24 protein-coding genes are annotated in these 22620 nt (G+C 71.0%); 15 read left to right on the top strand and 9 right to left on the bottom strand.

Features of this window, described 5'->3' with window-relative positions; all coding sequences use genetic code 11:
- Window positions 1–7: 7 nt before the first annotated feature.
- Entirely contained in the window at window positions 8–1057 is a 1050-nt protein-coding gene (locus Q5722_RS05760) for a hypothetical protein (protein ID WP_305027256.1), read from the bottom strand.
- Window positions 1058–1105: 48 nt separating this feature from the next.
- Here Q5722_RS05760 and Q5722_RS05755 point away from each other — a divergent pair, with 48 nt between their 5' ends.
- The 5 genes from Q5722_RS05755 to pstB all read left to right on the top strand — a co-directional run bounded on the left by Q5722_RS05755 (window position 1106) and on the right by pstB (window position 6219).
- Complete coding sequence (locus Q5722_RS05755; RefSeq protein ID WP_305027255.1) at window positions 1106–1993, top strand: NUDIX hydrolase; 888 nt, start codon at window positions 1106–1108, stop codon at window positions 1991–1993.
- Window positions 1994–2175: 182 nt separating this feature from the next.
- A complete protein-coding gene (gene pstS / locus Q5722_RS05750) occupies window positions 2176–3294 on the top strand; it encodes a phosphate ABC transporter substrate-binding protein PstS (RefSeq protein WP_305027254.1) in 1119 nt (372 codons plus the stop codon).
- Between the two features lie 125 nt (window positions 3295–3419).
- Window positions 3420–4358, top strand: coding sequence for a phosphate ABC transporter permease subunit PstC (gene pstC / locus Q5722_RS05745; protein WP_305027253.1), 939 nt, complete (start codon window positions 3420–3422; stop codon window positions 4356–4358).
- Window positions 4355–5413 carry a phosphate ABC transporter permease PstA gene (pstA, locus tag Q5722_RS05740; protein ID WP_305027252.1) on the top strand — a complete coding sequence of 353 codons (1059 nt, stop codon included), beginning with the start codon at window positions 4355–4357 and terminating at the stop codon, window positions 5411–5413. Before pstC ends, pstA begins: the two co-directional genes overlap by 4 nt.
- A 26-nt stretch (window positions 5414–5439) precedes the next feature.
- Window positions 5440–6219 (top strand): phosphate ABC transporter ATP-binding protein PstB, encoded by a 780-nt coding sequence (pstB, locus tag Q5722_RS05735; protein WP_305027251.1) that lies wholly within the window; start codon window positions 5440–5442, stop codon window positions 6217–6219.
- 67 nt (window positions 6220–6286) lie between these two features.
- Here pstB and mshD read toward each other — a convergent pair whose 3' ends face one another.
- Together mshD and Q5722_RS05725 are read right to left on the bottom strand one after the other, a co-directional pair.
- Window positions 6287–7132 (bottom strand): mycothiol synthase, encoded by an 846-nt coding sequence (gene mshD / locus Q5722_RS05730; RefSeq protein ID WP_305027250.1) that lies wholly within the window; start codon window positions 7130–7132, stop codon window positions 6287–6289.
- A gap of 73 nt (window positions 7133–7205) precedes the next feature.
- Window positions 7206–7931 carry an MtrA family response regulator transcription factor gene (locus tag Q5722_RS05725; protein WP_305027249.1) on the bottom strand — a complete coding sequence of 242 codons (726 nt, stop codon included), beginning with the start codon at window positions 7929–7931 and terminating at the stop codon, window positions 7206–7208.
- Window positions 7932–7996: 65 nt separating this feature from the next.
- On the opposite strand from Q5722_RS05725, the gene Q5722_RS05720 reads away from it, so the two are divergent.
- Window positions 7997–8266, top strand: a complete 270-nt coding sequence (locus Q5722_RS05720; protein WP_305027248.1) for a MoaD/ThiS family protein — start codon at window positions 7997–7999, stop codon at window positions 8264–8266.
- 50 nt (window positions 8267–8316) lie between these two features.
- Window positions 8317–8904 (top strand): serine O-acetyltransferase, encoded by a 588-nt coding sequence (locus Q5722_RS05715; RefSeq protein WP_305027247.1) that lies wholly within the window; start codon window positions 8317–8319, stop codon window positions 8902–8904.
- Window positions 8905–8946: 42 nt separating this feature from the next.
- Here the strand turns inward: Q5722_RS05715 and Q5722_RS05710 are convergent, their stop codons facing one another.
- Window positions 8947–9396, bottom strand: a complete 450-nt coding sequence (locus tag Q5722_RS05710; RefSeq protein WP_305027246.1) for a thioredoxin family protein — start codon at window positions 9394–9396, stop codon at window positions 8947–8949.
- Between the two features lie 64 nt (window positions 9397–9460).
- On the bottom strand, window positions 9461–10219 hold the full coding sequence (locus Q5722_RS05705) for a class I SAM-dependent methyltransferase (protein ID WP_305027245.1): 759 nt from the start codon (window positions 10217–10219) through the stop codon (window positions 9461–9463).
- Between the two features lie 69 nt (window positions 10220–10288).
- Here Q5722_RS05705 and Q5722_RS05700 point away from each other — a divergent pair, with 69 nt between their 5' ends.
- On the top strand, window positions 10289–11368 hold the full coding sequence (locus Q5722_RS05700) for a glycosyltransferase (RefSeq protein WP_305027244.1): 1080 nt from the start codon (window positions 10289–10291) through the stop codon (window positions 11366–11368).
- 57 nt (window positions 11369–11425) lie between these two features.
- Here the strand turns inward: Q5722_RS05700 and Q5722_RS05695 are convergent, their stop codons facing one another.
- The gene (locus Q5722_RS05695; RefSeq protein ID WP_305027243.1) at window positions 11426–12520 is read right to left on the bottom strand and encodes an NAD-dependent epimerase/dehydratase family protein; all 1095 of its coding nucleotides are present in this window, start codon (window positions 12518–12520) and stop codon (window positions 11426–11428) included.
- Between the two features lie 160 nt (window positions 12521–12680).
- On the opposite strand from Q5722_RS05695, the gene Q5722_RS05690 reads away from it, so the two are divergent.
- From Q5722_RS05690 to Q5722_RS05665, 6 genes are all read left to right on the top strand, one after another.
- Window positions 12681–13712 (top strand): hypothetical protein, encoded by a 1032-nt coding sequence (locus Q5722_RS05690; RefSeq protein ID WP_305027242.1) that lies wholly within the window; start codon window positions 12681–12683, stop codon window positions 13710–13712.
- Window positions 13709–14617 carry an FkbM family methyltransferase gene (locus tag Q5722_RS05685; protein ID WP_305027241.1) on the top strand — a complete coding sequence of 303 codons (909 nt, stop codon included), beginning with the start codon at window positions 13709–13711 and terminating at the stop codon, window positions 14615–14617. The genes Q5722_RS05690 and Q5722_RS05685 overlap by 4 nt, the downstream gene beginning before the upstream one ends.
- On the top strand, window positions 14617–15921 hold the full coding sequence (locus Q5722_RS05680) for a lipopolysaccharide biosynthesis protein (protein ID WP_305027240.1): 1305 nt from the start codon (window positions 14617–14619) through the stop codon (window positions 15919–15921). The genes Q5722_RS05685 and Q5722_RS05680 overlap by 1 nt, the downstream gene beginning before the upstream one ends.
- Window positions 15908–16774 carry a sulfotransferase domain-containing protein gene (locus tag Q5722_RS05675; protein WP_305027239.1) on the top strand — a complete coding sequence of 289 codons (867 nt, stop codon included), beginning with the start codon at window positions 15908–15910 and terminating at the stop codon, window positions 16772–16774. Before Q5722_RS05680 ends, Q5722_RS05675 begins: the two co-directional genes overlap by 14 nt.
- A 103-nt stretch (window positions 16775–16877) precedes the next feature.
- Complete coding sequence (locus Q5722_RS05670; RefSeq protein WP_305027238.1) at window positions 16878–17855, top strand: NAD-dependent epimerase/dehydratase family protein; 978 nt, start codon at window positions 16878–16880, stop codon at window positions 17853–17855.
- 23 nt (window positions 17856–17878) lie between these two features.
- Entirely contained in the window at window positions 17879–19069 is a 1191-nt protein-coding gene (locus tag Q5722_RS05665; protein WP_305027237.1) for a glycosyltransferase family 4 protein, read from the top strand.
- Window positions 19070–19133: 64 nt separating this feature from the next.
- Here Q5722_RS05665 and Q5722_RS05660 read toward each other — a convergent pair whose 3' ends face one another.
- From Q5722_RS05660 to Q5722_RS05650, 3 genes are all read right to left on the bottom strand, one after another.
- The gene (locus Q5722_RS05660; protein ID WP_305027236.1) at window positions 19134–20141 is read right to left on the bottom strand and encodes a hypothetical protein; all 1008 of its coding nucleotides are present in this window, start codon (window positions 20139–20141) and stop codon (window positions 19134–19136) included.
- A 92-nt stretch (window positions 20142–20233) separates the two neighbouring features.
- Window positions 20234–21229 (bottom strand): hypothetical protein, encoded by a 996-nt coding sequence (locus Q5722_RS05655; protein WP_305027235.1) that lies wholly within the window; start codon window positions 21227–21229, stop codon window positions 20234–20236.
- Window positions 21230–21302: 73 nt separating this feature from the next.
- Entirely contained in the window at window positions 21303–22301 is a 999-nt protein-coding gene (locus Q5722_RS05650) for a hypothetical protein (protein ID WP_305027234.1), read from the bottom strand.
- Here Q5722_RS05650 and Q5722_RS14935 point away from each other — a divergent pair.
- On the top strand, window positions 22249–22512 hold the full coding sequence (locus tag Q5722_RS14935; RefSeq protein ID WP_369415012.1) for a putative leader peptide: 264 nt from the start codon (window positions 22249–22251) through the stop codon (window positions 22510–22512). The genes Q5722_RS05650 and Q5722_RS14935 overlap by 53 nt on opposite strands.
- Window positions 22513–22620: the final 108 nt, after the last annotated feature.

Here is a 22620-nt window from a genome sequence, read left to right as displayed (position 1 = left end):
CGCCGGGTCAGCAGGAAGCCAGCAGCACCGGGCCCTGGGTCACCTGCGACAGCGCGTACGCCGACGGGCGGGCGCGGCCCGACAGCTCGACCTCGCTGCCGTCGCGCTCGGCGTCGTCGACGGTGAACAGGTCGGGGTAGCTCACCATCTGGCCCGGGTCGTCGGCCACGGCCAGGCGTCGGCGGGGGAGCAGGTCGTGCTGGGCCAGGTCACCGTTCTCGAAGGCGAACGCGGCCGTCCAGGCGCGTCGGGCACCGAGACCGACGGCGTAGCCGGCCAGCGGGGTCACACCCCCGGCGTCGGCGACCAGCTGCGTCGCCTGGGCCTGGGCGTCGCTGTCCGCGGTGGCGAAGGAGAGCTCGGCGCAGGCGCGGTCGCCGGCCAGGCCGACGGCGGCGAGGGGTGCGCCGAGGCGGCGTACCAGCGCGAAGTCGAGGCCGTCGCCGTCGCGGGCGGTCTTCACCGCGTCGGCGAGGTAGGCCGGGCTGTCCGAGCTGAGCAGCACACCGCGGTCCGGGAGGAAGGCGACGTCGGAGAAGAGCGGCTCCTGGATGTCGAGGGTGCTGAGCAGGTCCGCGCCGCCCTCCCAGACCCCGCCGTCGGTGCGGTGGTCCTTCGGCGGCGTGAACCCGGCCTCCTGGTAGGCACGGGCGATCGCGTCGATCCGGTCGTCCGACAGGCCGCCGATGACCAGCACCTGCCCGGAGGTGGCCTGGCCGAGGAGCTCCCAGCCGATGCTCTGCGGGCCCCACCGGAAGTGCTGCTGGAGAGCGTCGGCCGAGGTGATGAGCACGGAGGAGGAGTCCAGGTCCTCGTCGGAGAGGTCGCCCTCGCAGGCCGGCCAGGCGCGGCAGTCGCCGGCCTCGCGGATGCCGGCCCAGTCCGTCCACAGCACGCGCTCGGTCGCCGTCGGCAGCAGCTCCGTGGCGCGGGAGAGCGCGGTGGAGCGCGGCCAGGCGGCGTACGCGAGGACGAGGGCGAGGGCCGCGGCAAGGGCCACGCCCCGGACCAGCAGGCCACGACGGGTGCGCCCGATCAGGACGTGCCGGACGGTCACGGTGCGGTCTCCCTCATGCAGCGGCTGCGGTGATGTGAGACTAGCGCCGTGTCTTCCAGCCGTCCGGTCCCCGTCGCCCCCGTCGTGGCGGCGGGTGCGATCGTGCTGCGCCGCCGCGAGGGCGTCCTCGAGGTGCTGCTCGTCCACCGTCCCAAGTACGACGACTGGTCCTTCCCCAAGGGCAAGCTCGACCGCGGCGAGCACGCCGCCGTCGCCGCGGTGCGCGAGGTCGCGGAGGAGACCGGCCTCGCCGTCCGGCTCGGACGGCCGCTCGACGACCAGCTCTACGTCGTGCAGGGCGGTCGCTCCAAGGTCGTGCACTACTGGATGGCCCGGCCGCTCGACGGCGACGACGTGTCGGCGTACGTGCCCAACCGGGAGATCGACCAGGTCGCCTGGGTCCCGCTCGAGGAGGCGGCGACGCGCCTCAGCTACTCCCGTGACCGCGCGACGCTCGAGCAGGCCCTCGAGCGTCGCAAGCGGACCACCACCCTGATCGTGCTGCGCCACGGCCGGGCACGGGCGCGGTCGCGCTGGCGGGCCGACGACCGGTTCCGCCCCCTGTTGAAGCTGGGCGAGCACCAGGCCGACCGGCTCGTGCCCCTCCTCGCGGCGTACGACGTCCGGAGGCTGGTCAGCTCCAGCAGCACGCGCTGCGTCACCACCCTCGTGCCGTACGCCGACGCCACCGGCCGGCGGATCGCCACCGACGACGGCCTCTCGGAGGAGGGCGCCACCAGCCTCGGGGTCGCCGAGCGGGTGCAGGAGCTCGTCGACCGCGGCCGTCGCACGGTGCTGTGCAGCCACCGACCCGTGCTGCCGGCGATCTTCGACGTGCTCGGCCTGGAGGACCCCCGCCTCGAGCCGGGGGAGATGGTCGTGGTCCACCACCGCGACGGCCAGGTCGTCGCCACCGAGCGGCACGCGGTCCGCTGATCCCTTAAGCGCCGGAGTGGGCCTGCGCAAGGCCAGTTTCCGTGATCGTCGTCTCGCTGACAGCCAGATGGTCCCGAAAGGGCGACGACCATTTGCCGTCCGTTCACCTGCGCCCACGAATTCGGACACTTCGCGTCCCTAGCGTCCTCCGCGACAGTCCAACCAGACATCAGGAGTTCGAAGTGATCGCCACTTCCGCCCGCCGGGTCGTCCCGGCCGTCGCCGCGCTCGCGCTCGGCGTTTCCCTCACCGCCTGTGGCTCGAACGACGACGCCACCACCAACCCGACCGGCGCCTCCAACGACGTCGCGTCGCTCTCCGGCGAGCTCAACGGCGCCGGCTCCTCGGCGCAGGAGAAGGCGCAGGGCGCCTGGGCCACCGGCTTCCAGGGCCTCACCGGCGGCAACGTGACCGTCAACTACAACCCGGTCGGCTCGGGCGACGGCCGCACCCAGTTCAACCAGGGTGGCGTCGACTTCGCGGGCACCGACTCCTACTTCAAGGACGACGAGGGCGAGCTCTCCGCCGCCAACAAGCGCTGCGGTGGCGAGGACATCATCGAGGTCCCCGCGTACGTCTCCCCGATCGCGGTCTTCTTCAACGTCCCCGGCGTGAAGACCCTGAACCTCGACTCCGACACGATCGCGAAGATCTTCGACGGCAAGATCGCCAAGTGGAACGACAAGGCGATCGCGGACCAGAACAAGGACGCGAAGCTCCCCGACCTGGCGATCACGCCGGTCCACCGTTCGGACGACTCGGGCACCACGAAGAACTTCACCGACTACCTGGGCAAGGCCTCGAAGTCGTGGAAGTACGAGGCCGCTGACGCGTTCCCGGTCAAGGGTGGCCTCGCCGCCGAGGGCACCTCGGGTGTCGTCGCCTCCGTCTCCAAGGGCAAGGGCACGATCGGCTACGCCGACGACTCCGCGCTCAAGGGCCTCGACCTGGGTGTCGCCTCCCTCAAGGTCGGCGACTCCTACAACGCCCCGTCGGCCGACGGCGCTGCGAAGGTCGTCGAGCTCTCCAAGGCCGTCGCGGGCCGCCCGGCCACCGACATGGCCGTCGACATCGACCGCACCACGACCGAGGCCGGCGCCTACCCGGCGATCCTCGTCTCCTACCTGGTTGCCTGCCAGCACTACGAGGACGCCGCCAAGGCCGACCTCGTGAAGGGCTACCTGACCTACATCCTCGGTGACGGCCAGCAGGCCGCTGCCGACGAGGCCGGCTCGGCCCCGCTCACGAAGGCGGTCGCCGACAAGGCGCTGGCCATCGTGGCGAAGATCGCTGCCAAGTAAGGTCACCTGCCAGACCACGGCATGACATCGTGTGCGGCGGGCCGGTTTCGACCGGCCCGCCGTTCACGCGTTCCACACCCGCTTCACCCGGAGGAAAGCTTGTGACTGCGACCACCGCAGAATCCATGGCGGACACACCGCCGAGTCGCCTCGGCGACCGGATCTTCTCGGGGCTGGCCCTCGCTGCAGGCCTGTCCATCGTCGTGGCTCTGTCCGGCGTCTTCCTGTTCCTCATCCTGCGTGGCTGGGACGGTCTCTTCCAGGACGCCGCGTTCTACGACCCGCCGCGCGCCAACGACTTCCTCCACTACGTGTGGCCCCTCGTCTTCGGCACGGTCTACGCCGCGACGATCGCGCTCGTGATCGCGGTCCCGCTCTCCATCGGCATCGCGCTGATGGTCAGCCACTACGCGCCGCGCAGGCTCGCCACCCCGATCGCGTACGTGATCGACCTGCTGGCCGCGGTTCCGTCCGTCGTCTTCGGCCTCTGGGGCATCCTCGTCCTCGCGCCGGCCATCGTGCCGTCGTACGCGTGGCTCAACGACCACCTCGGCTGGCTGCCGTTCTTCGCCGGCAACGAGGGCGGCGGCGTCAACCCCGTCGGCCGCACGATCCTCACCGCCGGCATCGTGCTGGCGATCATGGTGCTCCCGATCATCACCTCGATCACGCGCGAGATCTTCGCCCAGACGCCGCGCCTCCACCAGGAGGCCGCGCTCGCGCTCGGTGCCACCCGCTGGGAGATGATCCGGTACGCGGTCTTCCCCTACGCCCGCTCCGGCATGGTCTCCGCGGTGATGCTCGGTCTCGGCCGCGCCCTGGGCGAGACGATGGCCGTCGCGATGGTCCTCTCGGCCGGCAAGAGCCTGGTCACCTTCAACATGCTCGGCAACGAGAGCTCGACCAGCATCGCTGCCAACATCGCCTCCAACTACAAGGAGGGCACCCCCGGCAAGGTCGCGGTCCTGATCGCCACCGGCCTCGTGCTCTTCGTCCTGACCTTCCTGGTCAACTTCGCCGCGCGTCTGATCGTCGCCCGCGCCGAGAGGAACACCACCCGATGAACGTCGTCGACGCCCCTCTCGCCTCCTCCGAGCTGACCTCCGGTCGGCTGCCGCGCTTCGCGCCCGTGATCGCGGGTGTCGTCGCGCTGGGCATCGGCGTGCTCCTGGGCGAGGTCATCATCGGCGGCGGCCTGGCCGGCACCGCCGTCTTCAGCGGCCTGGCCTACCTCGTGCTGCTGCCGCTGTGGTACCTCGCCGTCGAGGGCCGCCGGGCGGCCGTGGACCGGCTGGTGACGTCGCTCGTCTGGGGCACCCTGCTGGTCGCCCTCGTGCCCCTGGTCTCCCTGCTCTACACGGTGGTTCGCCACGGTGCGCCGCAGATCAACGGCACCTTCCTTGGCCAGGACGCCTTCATCCTCGCGCTGCACCAGCCGACGGGCATCCTGCACGCCATCGTCGGCACGCTCGTGATCACGGTGGCGGCAGCCCTCATGTCGGTGCCGCTGGGCATCTTCGCCGCCATCTACCTGATCGAGTACGGCGCCGGCAGCAAGCTGGCCGCCGCGATCCGGTTCCTCGTCGACGTCATGACCGGCATCCCCTCGATCGTGGCGGGCCTGTTCGCCTTCTCGCTGTTCACCCTGCTCTTCGGGGCTGCCTACCGGTCCGGCTTCGGCGGCGCAGCAGCGCTCTCGCTGCTGATGGTGCCGATCGTGGTCCGCTCCACCGAGGAGATGCTGCGCCTGGTGCCCAACGAGCTGCGCGAGGCGGCGTACGCGCTGGGCACGCCGAAGTGGCGCACGATCGTGAAGGTCGTCCTGCCGACGGCCCTCGGTGGCATCGTCACGGGCGTCACCCTCGCGATCGCGCGCGTGGTCGGCGAGACCGCTCCGCTGCTGTTGATCGCCGGCCTGACCACCAAGGTCAACTGGAACGTCTTCGACGGCTTCATGACGACGCTGCCGGTCCTGGTCTACAGCTCGCAGGCGAAGGGACACCCGGAGGACTTCGACGTCGCCTGGGGTGCGGCGTTCGTCCTCGTCCTGATCGTCCTCGTCCTCAACATCGTCGCCCGGATCATCGGGAAGATCTTCGCCCCCAAGACCGGTCACTGACCCGGGCCCCGAAGGAAGCACTGAACATGGCAAAGAGCATTGACGTCTCGAACGTCAACATCTACTACGGCGACTTCAAGGCCGTCGAGGACGTCTCGATGAGCATCAAGGCGCGCTCGGTCACCGCCTTCATCGGCCCCTCCGGCTGTGGCAAGTCGACGTTCCTGCGCACGCTGAACCGCATGCACGAGGTGATCCCGGGCGCCCGCGTCGAGGGCGACATCCACCTCGGCGGCGAGAACATCTACGCCGCGAACGTCGACCCGGTCCAGGTCCGTCGTCGCGTCGGCATGGTGTTCCAGCGGCCCAACCCGTTCCCGACGATGTCGATCTACGACAACGTGCTGGCCGGCAACCGCCTCAACGCCAAGAAGCTGAAGAAGGCCGACGCCGACGCGATCGTCGAGAAGGCGCTCACCGGCGCCAACCTGTGGAACGAGGTCAAGGACCGCCTCAACAAGCCCGGCATGGGCCTTTCCGGTGGCCAGCAGCAGCGCCTCTGCATCGCCCGCGCCATCGCGGTGGAGCCGCAGGTCCTGCTCATGGACGAGCCGTGCTCCGCCCTGGACCCGATCTCGACCGCGGCCGTCGAGGACCTGATCCACGAGCTGAAGACCGACTACACGATCGTGATCGTCACCCACAACATGCAGCAGGCGGCGCGCGTCTCGGAGTTCACCGGCTTCTTCAACCTGAAGGCCGCGGGCCAGCCCGGTCACCTCGTCGAGTTCAACAAGACGACCAAGATGTTCTCCACGCCGGAGAACGAGGCGACCGAGGCCTACATCTCGGGCCGCTTCGGCTGAGCCGGCGACCGCGCGCAGCAGTACGCCGCGAGGCCCCGACCGCACCTGCGGCCGGGGCCTCGCCGCATCACGGGCGCACGTACTGCACGTGCGCGTGGTCGGTGCTGAAGCCGAGCCCGCGGTAGAGGGCCAGGGCCGGCGCGTTGTCGGCTTCGACGTAGAGGAAGACCCGACGAGCTCCGGCCGCCGCGAGGTGGCGCAGGCCGGCCCGCAGCAGGGCTCCGCCGACCCCCCGAGCGTGCGCGGGCGGGTCGACGGCGACGACGTAGACCTCGCCGTCGCCGGCGTGCCCGTGGACCTTGGTCCAGTGGAAGCCGAGCATGCGCTCGCCGTCCATGGCGACGAGCAGGCCCGCGGGGTCGAACCACGGCTCCGCCATCCGCTCGGCCAGGTTCGTGGCGTCCATGCCGCCCTGCTCGGGGTGGTGGGCGAACGCCGCAGCGTTGACCCGCAGCAGCTCCGGGGCGTCGCCGGGCTGCCAGGCGCGGATGCGCAGGTCTTGCTCCCGTCCGTCCTCGACGGGCAGGGGGCGTGCCAGGACCAGCAGCTCGCGGTCGCGCCGGAAGCCGGTGGCGGCGGCCAACGCGGCCGCGCCCGGATGGTCGCCGTGCGACCAGGCCCGGACCTCGCGCGCCCCGACCTCGGCCAGGGCCGCCGCGAGCAGCGCGGTGCCCTCGCCGGTACGCCGGCCGCCCGGTGCCACCGCCAGGTCCAGCTCGACGTGTCCCGTGACCGAGCGGGCGAGCGCGAAGCCGTCGGCGCTGAGCCAGAGCGCGGACGCCCGCAGGCCGTGGTGGGCGAGGTGCAGCCGGGCTGCCTCGTCGAGGGGATCGCGGCCGTCCGCCTCGTGGCAGGCCCGCGCGATCCGTGCGACCGCGGCGGCCGCGGTGTCGTCGTACGTGGTCACGCGCATGGGGGCGACCCTAGTCGCCGACCGAGGCCGCCCTCGTGTGCCGGTGGCGCGATGGATGCGCCCGGCCGAGCCCTCAGGCGTCGGCGGTCTCCTCGGCCTCGGCGTCGGCGCTCGCGCCCCGTGAGGGGACGACGAACCGGTAGCCGACGTTGCGGACCGTGCCGATCAGGTTCTCGTTCTCCGGGCCGAGCTTGGCGCGGAGCCGACGCACGTGGACGTCGACGGTGCGCGTGCCACCGAAGTAGTCGTAGCCCCAGACCTCCTGCAGCAGCTGCTGCCGGGTGAAGACGCGGCCCGGATGCTGCGCGAGGTACTTGAGGAGCTCGAACTCCTTGAAGGTGAGGTCGAGCGGCCGGCCACCCAGGCGCGCGGTGTAGGTGGCGTCGTCGACGACGACCTCACCGGAGCGGATGACGTGGGCGTCGGGGTCGTCGGCGTTGCGCCGGGCGACGTTGCGGGCGATCGCGAGCTTGATGCGGGCCTCGAGCTCCGCGGGGCCGCAGGTGGTCAGGACGATCTCGTCCATGCCCCAGTCGGCGCTCACCACGGAGAGGCCGCCCTCGGTCAGCACCAGCATCACGGGAACGTCGGATCCGGTCGCCAGCATCAGGCGGCACAGGTCACGCGCGTGGGCGAGGTCCTGACGACCGTCGACCAGGACGAGGTCGGAGTCGGGCGCCTCGAGCAGCGCGCTGCCCTCGGCCGGCAGGACCTTCACCTGGTGGCTGAGCAGGGCGAGGCCGGGAAGCACCTCGGCCGACGACTGCAGGGCGCTCGTGAGAAGCAGCAGGGTGCTCATCGCGCCTCCTCACGAACTGCGGGCCCACGGTCGGGTTCATGGCCGGTCCCGGCAGAATATCGGACATGAGCTTGCCCGCGCCCGTTGCGCCCACGATCACGGTCCGTTACTGGGCCGGGGCACGTGCGGCCGCCGGCGTCGCCGAGGAGCAGTACGACGGCCCGCTGAGCGTCGCGGGGCTGCGCGAGGCGGCACTCGCACGGCATCCGGAGAGCGACCGGCTCGCCGGCGTCCTGGCGGTGTGCTCGGTGCTCGTCGACGGGCAGCAGCCCGGCGCGGACGCCGTCCAGCCCGGGAGCGTCGTGGAGTTCCTGCCACCGTTCGCCGGCGGCTGAGTCCGGCATCCGCGCTCGGTCCCACCGCGGTCTGCGGCAGGATGTGCGCCATGTGGAGCCTGATCGCTGCCGACCTCAAGGCCAACGTCGACCACACGCGCGTGCCCGGCCCGCTCTTCTGGGTCAAGGTGATCGGCAAGCTCGTCGTCACGCCTCAGGTCCAGGTGGTCGTGCTCTACCGGATCGGCCAGGCGCTGGCCCGGACCCCGCTGCGTCCGCTCGCGTTCGTCCTGCGGGCGTGGGGCGTCATGATCTCGGGCGCCGAGATCCATCCCGACGCGCGCATCGGGCCGGGCTTCGCGCTGATGCACTCGAGCGGTGTGGTGATCGGTGGGGGAGTCGTGGCGGGCCGGGGCCTGCGCATGGCGCAGGGCGCCACGCTGGGCGAGCCCGGACGCGGTGGCGACCCGGCGGCATGGGGCTTCCCGGTCGTCGGCCACCACGTCACGATCGGTGCGAACGCGACGGTGGTCGGACCCCGCCACCTCGGCGATGGCTGCGTGGTCGGCGCCAACTCGGTGGTCACCCGGGACGTCCCCGAGCTGACCGTCGTCGGCGGCATGCCGGCAAAGGAGCTCAAGACCGTCGGCTGGGAGCTCGTGCTCGGCCGCCCGCTGGCTGCCGGCGACCTCGACTGACCCGGCCGCGTCCGACGCGGGCCGTCGGCGGGGCCGGCCGGCTCAGACCGTGGCGAGGGCCGCGAGCACCTGCTCCTTGCGGGGCGCTCCCGCCGCACGGGTGACCTCGCGCCCGGCAGCATCCAGGACGAGCGTCGTGGGCGTGCGCAGCACGCCGAGGTGACGGACCAGGTCGAGGTGGTGCTCCGCGTCGATCTCCACGTGCGCCACGTCGGGGACGACCGCGGCGACCTCCTCGAGGATCCGGCGGGTCACCCGGCACGGCGCGCAGAACGCACTCGAGAACTGCAGCAGCGTCGCGCGCCTGCCCAGCTCCGCCTCGTACGGCGTGCCGTGCAGGACGGACTCGGCCGGCTCCGGTGTCACGGGCTCGTCGAGGACGTGGCGCACCCGGTGCGTGCCGCGGAAGCGGCCGTCGGTGGCGGCGCGGACCAGTCCGAAGACGACGGCGCCGACGACGGCGATGACGAGGACGACTGCTCCGGTGCTCACGGGGTCTCCAACGGTCGGGGATGTCGCGACATTCCGACGCGACCTCGCTGTACGAGCGTCCGGGTCAGCGGCCGAGGGCCTTGCGGGCCAGGTCGGTGGCGCCACGCCGCACCGAGGAGAGGCCGCGCGACAGGATCAGCTTCGTCCCCGGCTTGAGCGGGACCCGGTGGAAGACGTGGTACTTGTCGCCGTCGGTGGTCAGCTGCATGCCGAGCGCCTCGGCGAGGAGGGTCAGCGACTCGACCGTGTGCAGGGCGATGTGCTGACCGGAGTCGAGCTGGTAGTACCACCAGTCGTCGGCCTTCGGCGGGTTGTCCTTGGGCTGCAGGTGGGTGCTGATGAAGATCCGGTCGGTGACGTCGGCCACGGCCTTCATGTCCGCGATGGGGTCGGCGAGGTGCTCGACCACCTCGAACGCCGAGACCAGGTCGAAGTGGCCCTCGACCTCGGCGTCGTAGCCCTTGGCGAGCGCGTTGTCGATGTAGGGGTCGTTGCGGTAGTAGTCGAAGCCCTTGTCACGCATGATCCGGGTGAGCAGGCCCGTGCCACCGGCCCAGTCGAGGAAGCGGCCGCGCCTGATCCCCTCGGAGCGGATGATCGCGCTGGTCACGAGGCCCTGGATCCGGCAGCGCCGCAGCAGGCCCTCGTCGCCGGCGTAGATGGTGGGGCCGTAGGCCTCGTCGAGCCAGGTCGGGTCGGGGAGGCTGATCAGGCCGCAGCCGGGGCAGCGGTGGAAGTCCACGTCGTACTTCTGCATGATCCGCGCCCGGTCGAAGAGCTCGGTGGGCGTGGAGCAGAGGACGCAGCGCGTGTCGGTGGCCATGCGCGGAAGGGTAGCGGCGCTGGATGACGGTGCGTGGTCCAGGTCTCACGCACCGCTAGGGTTCCGGTCGTGCACGTCGTCATCGATGCCCTCGTCGTCAAGGCGGGCAGCTCCGCGGTCATCCTCGAGAACCTCCTCCAGGGCTGGCGCGAGGTGGCGCCCGAGGACCGGTTGACCGTGCTCGTCTCAGGCGCGCCGGCCTTCGCCGTTCCGGACGGGGTCGAGCTGCACCAGCTCACCCCGCCACGCGGAGGCACGGCAGGTTCTGCCTGGCTGCGGACGACCGGACCGCGCCGGGCCGCGCGCCGTCTCGGCGCCGACCTGTTCCTGTGCGGCGTGGTCGCTGCCGCGCTGGCGGGCACCGGCTCGACCCCGCGCGGCGTGATCCTGACCGACCTGCGCCACGAGCTGCGCCCGGAGCAGTTCAGTGCGCGCCGCCGGGCGGCGCGCCGCGCGTCGTACGCGCTGAGCTTCCGGCTCGCCGACGGCATCTACACGATCTCCGAGCGGACCCGCGACGACGTCGTCCGCCTCCACCCGTCCACGCGGGGCAAGGCGATCCCGGCCCGCCTCGGCTCCGACCATGTCGACCGCTGGCCGACGCCGTCGGGCCCGGCGGCCAGCGCGGGCCTCTACGCCCTGGCGTTCGGCCACTTCGCGAACAAGAACGTCGACGCCGTCCTCGCTGCCTGGGCCGAGTTCTGCACGACGGACGCGCTGTGGACGCTGCGCCTCATCGGCATGGGGCGTGCCGACCGCGAGGCCGCGACGCGGAAGGTCGCCGAGCTCGGCATCGCCGACCGGGTCGAGCTGATGCCGTGGCTCGACGACGACGCCTTCGCCGAGTGCTTCTCCGGTGCCGGGCTGGTGGTCTTCCCCTCGGACTTCGAAGGCTTCGGGCTGCCGCCGATCGAGGCGCAGCGCCTGGGCATCCCGGTCGTGATCTCTGCCGACCCGGCGTTGCGCGAGGTGACCGGAGGCCTTGCCGAGGTGGCCACCTCGATCGAGCCGGGGCCCCTCGCGGACCGGATCCGCGCCGCGATCGCCGCGACCCCGGAGCAGCTCGCCGCGGCGCGGCTGCACACCGACGACTTCACCTGGGCTGGCATGGCCCGGACGATCCGCGAGGACCTCGCCGCCCGGCGGTGACCCACGACGCACGAGGGCCCGCCACGGAGATCCGTGGCGGGCCCTCGTGCTGTCGGCTCAGCTGAGGACGTACTTGGCGCCCAGCTTGTTGAAGAGCGCGGAGTGGTTGCGGTACCACTCGACGGAGCGCTCGACACCCTCTTCGAAGTCGATCTTCGGCGTGTAGCCGAAGTCGTGCAGCTTCTTGGAGTCCAGGAACTGGTCCGGGATCTCGATGAAGTTGTCGGGCTTCGGGATGGTGACCGGCTCGAGGTCCGAGCCGACGACCTTGCCGATGGTGTCGATGACCTGCGTGACCGAGCGGATGTTGGAGAACTCGCGCGGCTCGAGGCCCAGGCCGGAGGTGAAGGCGCCCACGTTGTAGGACGACCAGCCGTACGTCGCGCGGCCGCGGGTCGGCATCTCCTGGGCGTAGTGACGCTCCATGTTCTCGGCGAGGAACATGTACGCGTCGCACAGGTCGTCGATGTAGATGTACTCGCGCAGCACGTCCGCGTTGCCGAGGTTGATGACGGGGGCCTTGCCCGCCATCATCCGCAGGCTGGTGCGCGGGATCAGGCGGGTGAAGTTCAGGTCGCCCGGGCCGTAGATGTTGCACGAGCGCACGATGAGCGCCGGCAGCTTGTACTGGAACGAGTACGACTGCGCCATCATGTCCGCGCAGGCCTTCGAGGACGAGTAGACGTCCATGCCGCGGAGCGCGTGCGTCTCCAGGTACGGCAGCGGCTCGGTGTCGTCGACGTCGGCGTGGTCGCCGTACGACTTGTCCGTCGAGGCGAGCAGGACGCGCTCGACGCCGTTGATGCGGGCGGCCTCCAGCAGGTTGAGGGTCGGCTCGATGTTGTTCTGGTACGTCGACATCGGCGAGCGGGCCGAGTCCGAGACGATCGCGGACGCCGCGAGGTGGAAGATCGTGTCGATCTGGTGGCGGTTGATGATCCGCTGCACCTCGGAGTAGTCACGCATCTCGGTGACCTCGACGTCGGGGCGCAGCTCGCTGTTGAGCAGGACCGAGGTCGGAGCGGGACGCTGGTGGCGCACCGTGATGGTGACGACGGCACCCCGGCGCATGAGCGCCTCGGTCAGGTTGGAGGCGACGAAGCCGTCTCCACCGGTGATCAGGACGCGCTTGCCGAACCAGAAGTCGGTCACGTGTGGGTTCCCTTCAAAGCGTGAATGAGCCGGCCCGCACCCTAGAACCCCCGGCGCGGACCGGGTGACGTGGCTCACCGTACAAGGACCGGGTTGCCAGTTCGTTACAGGCGTGTCCATCCGGACGAACTGGCCCTCACCCGTTGCTAGGCTGCGCGCCGTGCCGACCCCTCCTGTGGTCCTGATCTCGTTCAGTCGACCCGACAAGACCGCTGCGACGCTCGACCGGATCCGCTCCGCGAAGCCCTCGCAGCTGTTCCTGCTGTGCGACGGCCCGCGTGAGGGACGCGAGGACGACGCCGTCGGAACGGCCGCCGTGCGCAGCGTCCTCGAGGACATCGACTGGCCCTGCGAGGTGCACCGCAAGTACTGGGAGCACAACGTCGGCGTCGACCAGAACGTGGAGCTCGGCCTCGACTGGGTCTTCGACCAGGTCGACCGCGCCGTGATCCTCGAGGACGACTGCTTCCCCGACCTCTCCTTCTTCGACTACGCCGACGTCATGCTCGACCACTTCGAGGACGACGAGCGGGTCGCCTACATCGGCGGCAACTCGATGTTCGTGCCCCAGCGGTTCTTCGACGGCAGGTCCTACGGCTTCTCGCACTACGCCTCGATCTGGGGCTGGGCGACCTGGGCGCGGGCCTGGAAGCAGCACCGCGCTGTCTTCCCGCGCACCTGGCAGGCCGGCGGGCCCGAGGGCGAGGTGGCCGGCGTCCCGGTCCGGCTGCACCCGCACGACGCCTCCCGGTTCGTGACCGCCGGCGGCCGCGCGTACTTCCAGGAGGTCATGGACTCCCGCGACGTGCGCCAGTTCAACTGGGACAGCCACCTCTGGGCCACCATGGGCGCTCTCGGCACGTACGCCGCCACGCCGGCGGTCAACATGGTCGAGAACGTCGGCTTCGGTGCCGACGCGACCACCACCAACTCCACGCGCACCATGCCGAAGGCCATGCCGGCCCCCGACCCGGTCGTCCACGCCGACGTGGCCCTGTCGGTCGAGGTGGCGCGGGAGATCGAGGGCGTGATCGTCCGCGCGAACGGCCGCCTGGCCCGCACGCTGCGTCGGCTGATCCCGCAGGGCCGCGCCCGCACGGTCGTCCGCTGGCTGGGCACCGGTCCCCACGTGGTCTGGCTGATGCGCCAGCTCCACCGCCTCTCCTCCATCGCCAACCGAAAGGGCGCGTGAGCCGCCGCATGGACATCAAGACCCTTCCGCGCAAGGTCCGGCAGCACGCCTCGTGGGCGGTGCGTGACCGGTTCCCCAACCGCAAGGTCGTGCGCAACGTCCAGGGCACCTACATGGTCCTGCCCTGGTCGCACCGCCTGCCCGACTACACCGGTGAGGGGTCGGTCTACGGACAGAACCTCGTCGAGCTCGCCAAGGAGCTCGGTGCCGGGTCCACGCCGCTCACGGTCCTCGACGTGGGCGCCAACGTGGGCGACTCGACGCTGCAGATCCTCGACGCGGTCGACGGCAAGGTCCTCTGCGTCGAGGGCGACTCGGCGTACCTGGAGTTCCTGCACATCAACACCGACCGCGACCAGCGCGTCACCGTCGTCGAGGCGCTGCTCTCGACGGACGGCACCTCGACGCCTGTCCAGGCGGTCCGGTCCGGCGGCACGACCCGTTTCGAGGTGGTCGACAGCGCCGACGCGATCGTCTTCGTCACCGCCGAGCAGCTCCGCGAGCGGTACGCCGACTTCGCGACGCTGCGCCTGGCCAAGTCGGACACGGACGGCTACGACGTCGCGCTGATCCCGATGATCGCGGAGGCCTGGAAGGACCAGCCCCCGGTCCTCTTCTTCGAGTACGACCACGCACTGTCGCGTCTCGCGGGCAACGAGCCGCTCGAGGTATGGGGCAAGCTGGGGGCGCTGGGCTACCGCGACGTCGCGGTCTGGGACAACGCGGGCCTCCCGCTCGGCCGCACGACGGTCGACCAGATCGGCGCGCTCGCGTCGGTGCTCGACCACAAGGTCGGCCTCCGTGCCCAGCACTACTGGGACGTCGCGGTGGTGCATCCCTCCGACGCCGAGGGCCTCGCCGCGATCGAGAAGCTCGTGCCCGGCCCGCTCACCGACCCGCGCTGATGCTGGCGCGGCTGCGGGGCCGGTCACTGGGCGAGATCCTCTCGCTCGTGGCGGCGGCCGTCGGGGCGCAGCTGCTCACGGTGGTCTCCGCACCGCTGCTGGCCCGCATGCTCGGGCCGGAGGAGCGCGGGCACCTCGCGATCGTCATGATGGCGACGATCCTCGTGGGTCAGTTCTGCCTCGGTGGCGTGATCCCGACGATCGCTGCGTTCACCGCCAGCGCCGGAGGGCCTGCGCGTGACGTCATGCGCGGCCGTGGTCGCGCGTGGGTCTCGCTCTCCGTCCTCGGCGCCGTGCTGGCGGTCGGCGTGGTGGCCCTGCAGGCGCGGGGGAGCGACCACTACGTGCTGCTGCTCGCCGCGACGGTGCTGATGACCACGTGGGGCTTCTGGCAGGCGATCCTGGGCGCGATGCTGCGGGGCGAGGGCCGCGTGCGCGACGTCAACGTCTTCGGCCTGCTCGGGGTCGCGACGTACGTCTTCATGGTGGTCCTGCTCTTCGTCGTGCACCCGATGCGGTCCGCCGCGCTGGTGCTGCTCGTGGTGGTGCCGGTGCGTGGCCTGAGCCTGCTCTACGGCTGGAGGAAGCTGCGCCGCCCGACGGGTGACCCGGCGCTGCGCGCGGACCCCGCCGAGACGCGCGCGTTCGCCCGCCGCAGCTACGTGAGCGGCATCAACGGCCTCAACCTCGGGCTCGACGTCCTGATCGTCGGGTTCGTGCTGGGGGCGGTCCAGGTCGGCTACTACGCCACGGCCGTCACCGTCACGAACGTCGCCGCCCTCGCGCTCGCGAACGTCGCGGGCATGCTGCTGCCGCGGCTGACCGCGGTCTCCGGCGCGGCCCGCGCTGCCCGGCTGCGCAGGTGGCTGCTGGTCTCGGCAGCCCTCGACCTGCTGATCACGCTCGGTCTCGAGGCGGTCATCTCGCCGGTGATGCGGATCCTGATGGGACCCGAGTTCATCCCCGCGATCCCGCCGGCGCGCCTGATGATCCTCGCGTGGGGGCTGCTCGCCTTCCGGCTCGTCCTCACCGCCGGGGTCCAGGCCCGAGGCCACGCCGGCACGGCCTCGAGCATCGAGCTGCTCTGTGCCGTGCTGCTGGTGCCTGCGGTGGGCGGTGGCGCCCTGCTCGCCGACCTCGAGGGCGCGGTCGTCGGTCTCGCCGCCGTCGGTGCCCTGTCCTGCGTCCTGCTCGCCCTGCTGCTGCGCCGTCCCGAGCGGCCCGTGTCCGTCCCGACGGTCACGCCCCCTGTCGACCCCGACCTCACCGCACCGTCCGAGGAGGACACCCATGCCGCTCCGTGAGTCCGCGTTCGCGCACCGGATCCGTCGCAGCTCCACGTTGCGCAAGCCCGCGATCGCGACCTACCGCGCGATCGACCGTGTCCGGCCGGCGCCCCCGGGCCCGCGCGTGGTCGCGAACTCGATCCCCAAGGCAGGCACGCACCTGGTCACGGCCCTGCTCGACCAGCTCCCAGGCTTCCGGTACTCCGGCCGGTTCGTGCAGCTCGAGGCTTCCCACTTCGCGCACCCCGAGACGGCCGCGAGCGAGCTCCAGAAGAACATCCGGCGCGTGCGGACCTCGTCGTACATGACGACGCACCTGCCTGCGCTGTCGCCGATCACGGACGTGCTGGCCGCCTCCGACGTCCGCACCGTCATGGCGATCCGTGACCCGCGAGCCCTCGCCGTCTCGGCGTTCAACTACCTGCGCACGGCCGAGCACGTCGGCAGCCGCGACGAGGTCCTGGGCATGTTCCCGACCGACGAGGCCCTGATGGACGCGATCGTGCACGGCTACGGCGAGCCCGGTGACCCGCTCTCCGCGCCGCCCATCGAGGTCCTCTTCAACGCGTACGCCGGATGGCTGGACCAGCCCGGCGTCCTGACCGTCCGATTCGAGGACCTGGTCGGCTCGCAGGGAGGCGGCGCCTCGGACAGCCAGGTCGAGCAGGTGGCGCGGATCCTCGACCACATCGGCGTCGAGGACGCCGGGAAGGTCGCGCCGGTCTACGCGGAGCGTATCTTCAACACTGGTGCGATGACCTTCCACAGCGGCACCATCGACGGCTGGCGCGGCCAGCTCGCCCCCGCGCACGTCGCACACATCGAGGAGATGTGTGGCGACGCGATGGCCCGCTTGGGATACGTCGGGTGAGCGGGGTCACCCAAGGTATCGTCACGTTTCGCGTGATGCCTCGTTCATCACACCGCGCCGGGGGCAGCGCATCCACTGTGATTTCTTCCTTGGAGGTAGTTCCGTGAGCAATGTCGACGTACTGGTCGCTGGTGGTGGCGGCTTCATCGGTGGGCACCTGGTTGCCGACCTCGTGAAGCAGGGCCTGTCCGTGCGTTCGGTCGACATCAAGCCGATCGACGAGTGGTACCAGGTCCACGAGGGCGTGGAGAACGTCGTCGCCGACCTGTCGCTGCGCGAGAACGCCTTCGCCCAGACCGAGGGCGCGCGCGAGGTCTACATGCTGGCCGCCGACATGGGCGGCATGGGCTTCATCGAGAACAACAAGGCGCTGTGCATGCTGACGGTCAACACGTCGACGCACATGCTGGAGGCGGCCAAGGCCGCCGAGGTCGAGCGCTACTTCTACTCGTCCTCCGCCTGTGTCTACAACGGCTCGAAGCAGACCGACCCCAACATCACCGCCCTCAAGGAGGAGGACGCCTACCCGGCGGACCCCGAGGACGGCTACGGCTGGGAGAAGCTCTTCTCCGAGCGCATGGCGCGCCACTTCCTCGAGGACTTCGGCCTGCAGACCCGCGTCGCGCGCTACCACAACGTCTACGGCCCGGAGGGCACGTGGACCGGCGGCCGCGAGAAGGCTCCGGCGGCGACCTGTCGCAAGATCGCGGAGGCCGTCATCTCCGGTCACCACGAGATCGACATCTGGGGCGACGGCGAGCAGACCCGCTCGTTCATGTACGTCGACGACTGCGTCAAGGGCTCGCAGATGTTCCTCAAGGGCGACAGCCCGATCCCGGTCAACCTCGGCTCGTCCGAGCTGATCTCGATCAACGACCTCTACACGATGGTCGAGGGCTTCGCCGGGATCAAGTGCAAGCGCAACTACCAGCTGGACGCCCCGCAGGGTGTCCGTGGTCGCAACTCCGACAACACCCTGATCAAGGAGATCTACGGCTGGGAGCCGTCGATCTCCCTGCTCGAGGGCATGGAGAAGACCTACCGCTGGGTCTACGACCAGGTGAAGGCCGCCCAGGGCTGACCCGGAGGGTTGAGCGCAGTCTGATGAAGATCCTGGTCCACGACTACAGCGGGCATCCTTTCCAGGTCGAGCTGAGCCGGGCGCTCGCAGGTCGTGGGCACCAGGTGACCCACTCCTACTGCGACGCCTATGCCTCCGGCAAGGGGCACCTGCGGGCGGAGCCGGGGGAGACGATCCGCTTCGAGCCGATCGCCGTCGGGCGCTCGGTGAAGAAGACGAGCTTCGGCCCCCGGCTCCTCCAGGAGCTCGGCTTCGGCTTCGAGCTGGCCCGGCAGGTACGCCGGTTGCGGCCCGACGTGGTGCTCTTCTCCAACGTGCCGATCCCCACGCTCGCGGTCGTGACGCTGATCCTGCTGGTGCTGCGCAAGCCATGGGTGCTGTGGCACCAGGACGTCCAGGCGGTCGCGATCACCTCGTTCGCGGGTGACAAGCTGTCGCCGGCGTTCAAGCTGGTCGGCAAGGTCATCGGCTGGGCGGAGCGCTGGTGCTCGCGACGCGCGGCGGCGATCGTCGTGATCACCGACGCCTTCGTCGACGTGCACCGCTCCTGGGGCACGGCCGACAAGACCACCGTGATCACCAACTGGGCGCCGCTCGACGAGATCTACCCGGTGGCGCGCGACAACGCGTGGGCCCGCGAACAAGGCGTCGACGCCGTGCAGACGCTGCTGTACTCCGGCACGCTCGGTCTCAAGCACAACCCCGAGCTGCTGCCGAACGTGGCCCGGGCCGTGATCGACGCCGGCACCCCGGTGCGGCTCGTGGTGGTCAACGAGGGCCCGGCGGCGCCTGTCGTGCAGGCGGAGGCCGAGCGCCTCGGCGTCCCGCTGACCCTGCTGCCGTTCCAGCCCTACGAGCGGCTGCCCGAGGTGCTCGGCTCCGGCGACGTCCTCGTCGTGCTGCTCGAGCAGTCGGCGGGCGCGTTCTCCGTGCCGTCCAAGACGCTGTCCTACCTCTGTGCGGGCCGGCCGATCCTGGGCCTGATGCCGTCGGAGAATCTCGCCGCGAAGCTCGTCGACCAGGTGGGGGGCTGCGTGCTCCCGCCGTCCGACGACTCGGTCCCGGCGGCTGCCGCCTGGGTCCGTGAGGTGCTCGCCGACCATGCCCGTGCCCAGCAGATCGGCAAGGACTCGCGTGCGCTCGCCGAGCGGGAGTTCGAGCTCGAGGGCTGCGTCGACAGGTTCGAGGCGATCCTTCGGTCTGCCGCGCGCTGACCTGCTGCACGTCGTACGTCGGCCCCCGTCCTCCGGGACGGGGGCCGCGTCGCGTCGTACGGCGTCAGCGGCCGAGGGCTCCGGTCTCGTGCAGGCATGCGGCGAGCTGCTTCGCGATGCGTGCCCGTCCCTTGTCGTTCCAGTGCTCCGAGCCGTCGGCGGCGTCGATGAACTCGTCGTCCGGGGTGTCGAAGGGACCCTCCGCGGTCAGGCCGAGGTCCCCGAGGGCGTCGTCGAAGGCGGGACGGAGCACGGCGAAGTTCTGTTCGCAGTGGGCGCGGAACTCACCCGGGAAGTACGTCTCCCCCCGCTGCCAGGGGATCGACGGCCAGTAGTGCACGACCGGGACGCCGTACGCGCGCAACCGCTCGCCCAGGAGCCGGGCACGGTCGACGTGCCGCTCGGTGAACGTCTCGCCGTGGAAGTAGTCGAAGAGGGCTCGTTGCTGGTCGATGTCCTCGGCGCCGCCCCTCCGGCCCCGGACCTTCTCGAGGAACTCGCCGATCGTGCGTGCCTGCTGCCACCGCGTCTCGACCTCGAGCGCGTGGAAGGCGGCCGTCTCGGCCTCGGTCCTGCGGTTGGCACGGCTGAAGGCGCGCATCCTGCTGTCTGCGTCGCGGATGGCGGCGAGGGCGGCGATCGACCTCTCGTAGCCGTACTCCGGGTGGCGGGCCACGTGCGTTACCCGCCCGGAGGTGCGGATCGCTCGGCTGACCACGACCGCTCGTGGGCGCTGCTCGAGCGTGCCCAGCACGCGCACGAACTCGGCGTAGAGCCCCGGGTGGTAGCCGGCCCCGGCGACGAGGCGCAGGCGGACGTCGCGGCCGAGCTCCGCCTGCAGCATCTCGGGGAGGCGGCGCGGGTCGGCGTCGTCGCGACCGAAGAAGGTGGTGGTCGAGTCGCCCAGGATCAGCACGTCGATCTGGCCGGCGCGCATCTCGGCCACGACCGAACGGAGCTGGCGGACCTGGGGGTCGACGTACTCGTCGCGCACGCCGCGGGCGGTGCGGAACGCGTCCATGGCCGGGGTGCGGTTGAGGACTCCCACGAGGTGGTGCTTCAGTTGCTGCACGGCGTCAAGGTAGTCAGCGCCCGGGGTGGCGTGTGCCGGTTTCGGGAAGATTGTGCCCTGCCCGCGTCGTGCGGGCGGGCTGCGCGGGTGCGTCAGAGCCCGACGTCGCGCAGCAGCTCAGCGATCCTCCGGGCGATCCGCAGCCGGCCGGCGTCGTTCCAGTGCTCGGAACCGTCGGCGCTGTCGATGAACTCGTCGTCCGGGGTCTCGAAGGGCGACTCGACCAGGAGAGCCTGCCCGCCCAGCACCTCCTCGAACGGCGCCCGGCACACGTCGTAGGCGGCGTGGACGTGCCCGGCGAACTCTCCCGGGAAGTACTGCTCGCCCTTGTGGACCGGGATCGGCGGCCAGTAGTGCACGACCGGCACGCCGTAGTCGCGCAGCCGCTCGGCGAGGATCCGGAGGTGGACGAGCTCGGGGTGGTCCGGCGTCACCGGCTCGCCGTGGAAGTAGTCGAACAGGGCCTGCTGGCGCTCCAGCACCTCCGGGCCGCCCCGGCGTCCGCGGACCTGGTCGAGGAATCCGCCGACCGTGCTCGCGCGACCCCAGCGGGTGGTGACCGGCAGCGCGCGGAAGCGCTCCATGTCGGCCGGCGTGCGGCGGTTGCGCCGGTCGAAGGCGCGCAGGTGGTGCTGCGCGTCGGGTACCCGACGCAGCGTCTCGACCGAGCGCCGGTAGCCGTACTCCGGGTGCTGGCGCACATGGACCGCGTAGCAGATCCGCACCGCACGGGTGAGGACGACGGCCTTCGGGCGCTGCGGGAGCGTGGCCAGCAGGCGCACGAACTCGGCGTAGAGCTCGGGGCTGTAGCCGGGGCCCGCGAGGAGGGTGACCCGTCGGCCGAGCTCGGCCTCGAGCATCTCCGGCAGCCGGCGATGGTCGGCATCGTCCTGGCCGAAGAACGTCGAGCTGGAGTCGCCGAGGTAGAGCACGTCGATCTCACCGCGCTCCATCTGCCGGATGACGCCGCGCAGCTGCCGCACCTGCGGGTCGACGTACTGGTCGCGCAGGCCACGCGCCGTCCGGAACCAGCGCATGATCGGCGTGTGGTTGAGCAGCCGCACGAGGAACATCACAAAACGTCGCACAACTCCCCAATGTAGTGAGCCGGACGGCCCGCCCGGACGCCGCTGCCGTCGGTGGGCAGGAGGACCTGGAGGGTCAGGCGTCGACGCGTGCTTGCTGCACGAGCTCGGCGATCCGCCGCGCGATCCGGGCCCGGCCCTTCTCGTTCCAGTGCTCGGAGCCGTCGGTCGGGTCGATGAACTCGTCGTCGGGGGTGTCGAAGGGCGTCTCGACGAGCGCGCCGAGGTCGCCGAGCCCGGCTTCGAGGACGCCGTCGACCACTGCGTACGACGCGCGTACCTGGGCCTCGAACTCGCCGGGGAAGTACTGCTCGCCGCGCTCGACCGGGATCGGCGGGTAGTAGTGCACCACCGGCACGCCGTAGGCCCGCAGCCGGGCGGCCAGCTCCGTCAGCTCGCCGACCGTGGCGATGCCGGGGTCGAGCAGCTCGCCGTGGAAGTAGTCGAAGAGTGCCTGCTGGGTGGCCAGGTCGCCGCCCGCGGTGCGACGCCCCCGGACGAGCGCCAGGAAGCCACCGATGGTCGAGGCACGCTCCCAGCGCGTGCGCACCGGGAGCGCCTCGAAGGCGGCGTACTCCTGCGGTGTGCGGCGGTTGCTGCGGGAGAACGCCCGCAGGCCGTGCGCCCCCGAGGCACGCCGCAGCGTCGCGATCGATCGCCGGTAGCCGTACTCGGGGTGCTGGCGGACATGGGTCGCGCAGCTCGTCCGGACCGCGCGCGAGAGGACGACCGCCCGCGGGCGCTGGGGGAGCGTGCCCAGGATCCGCACGAGCTCGCTGTAGAGGGGCGGGTTGTAGCCGGGCCCCGCGATCACGGCCACGCGCTGCCCGAGCTCGGCCCCGAGCATCTCCGGCAACCGACGCCGGTCGACGTCGCCGGGTCCGAAGAAGGTGGCGCTGGAGTCGCCCAGGAAGAGGATGTCGACCTGACCGCGCTCCATCTGGCGGACCACCGAGCGGAGCTGGCGCACCTGGGGGTCGAGGTACTGGTCGCGCCAGCCGCGGGCGGTCCGCAGCCACTCGATGACGGGGGTCCGCTGCAGGACGGCCACAATCAGGAGCAGGAGGCGACGCACAGTCCGTGAGTGTAGCCAGTGGTCCAGACCGGATGCGCGGCCTCGTCTCAGGCGTCTCATTTTGCGGACAGGCATCTCATATGGCGAGATGACGATTTGGAGGACGTTTTCGGCGACTCCTAGAGTCGGGCACATGTTCACGACCATGCTGACCGAGCGCCGCGCGGTGGATCTCCTGCGCGTTGCGTCGTCGCTGTGTCGAATGTCCTGACGGGACGTCCCCTTCCGCGCCCTTCGGCGCAGGCGCTCGACCGCCCCCACGACGTCCCCGGTCCGCCGGGACCGCCTTCTCGTCCGTGATGTGAACCGTCCGCCTCGT

The organism is Nocardioides jiangxiensis (genome assembly GCF_030580915.1).
Lineage (GTDB): Bacteria > Actinomycetota > Actinomycetes > Propionibacteriales > Nocardioidaceae > Nocardioides > Nocardioides jiangxiensis.
The sequence above is the reverse complement of the archived record's forward strand: the minus strand, read 5'-3'. Positions and strand labels throughout refer to the sequence as shown.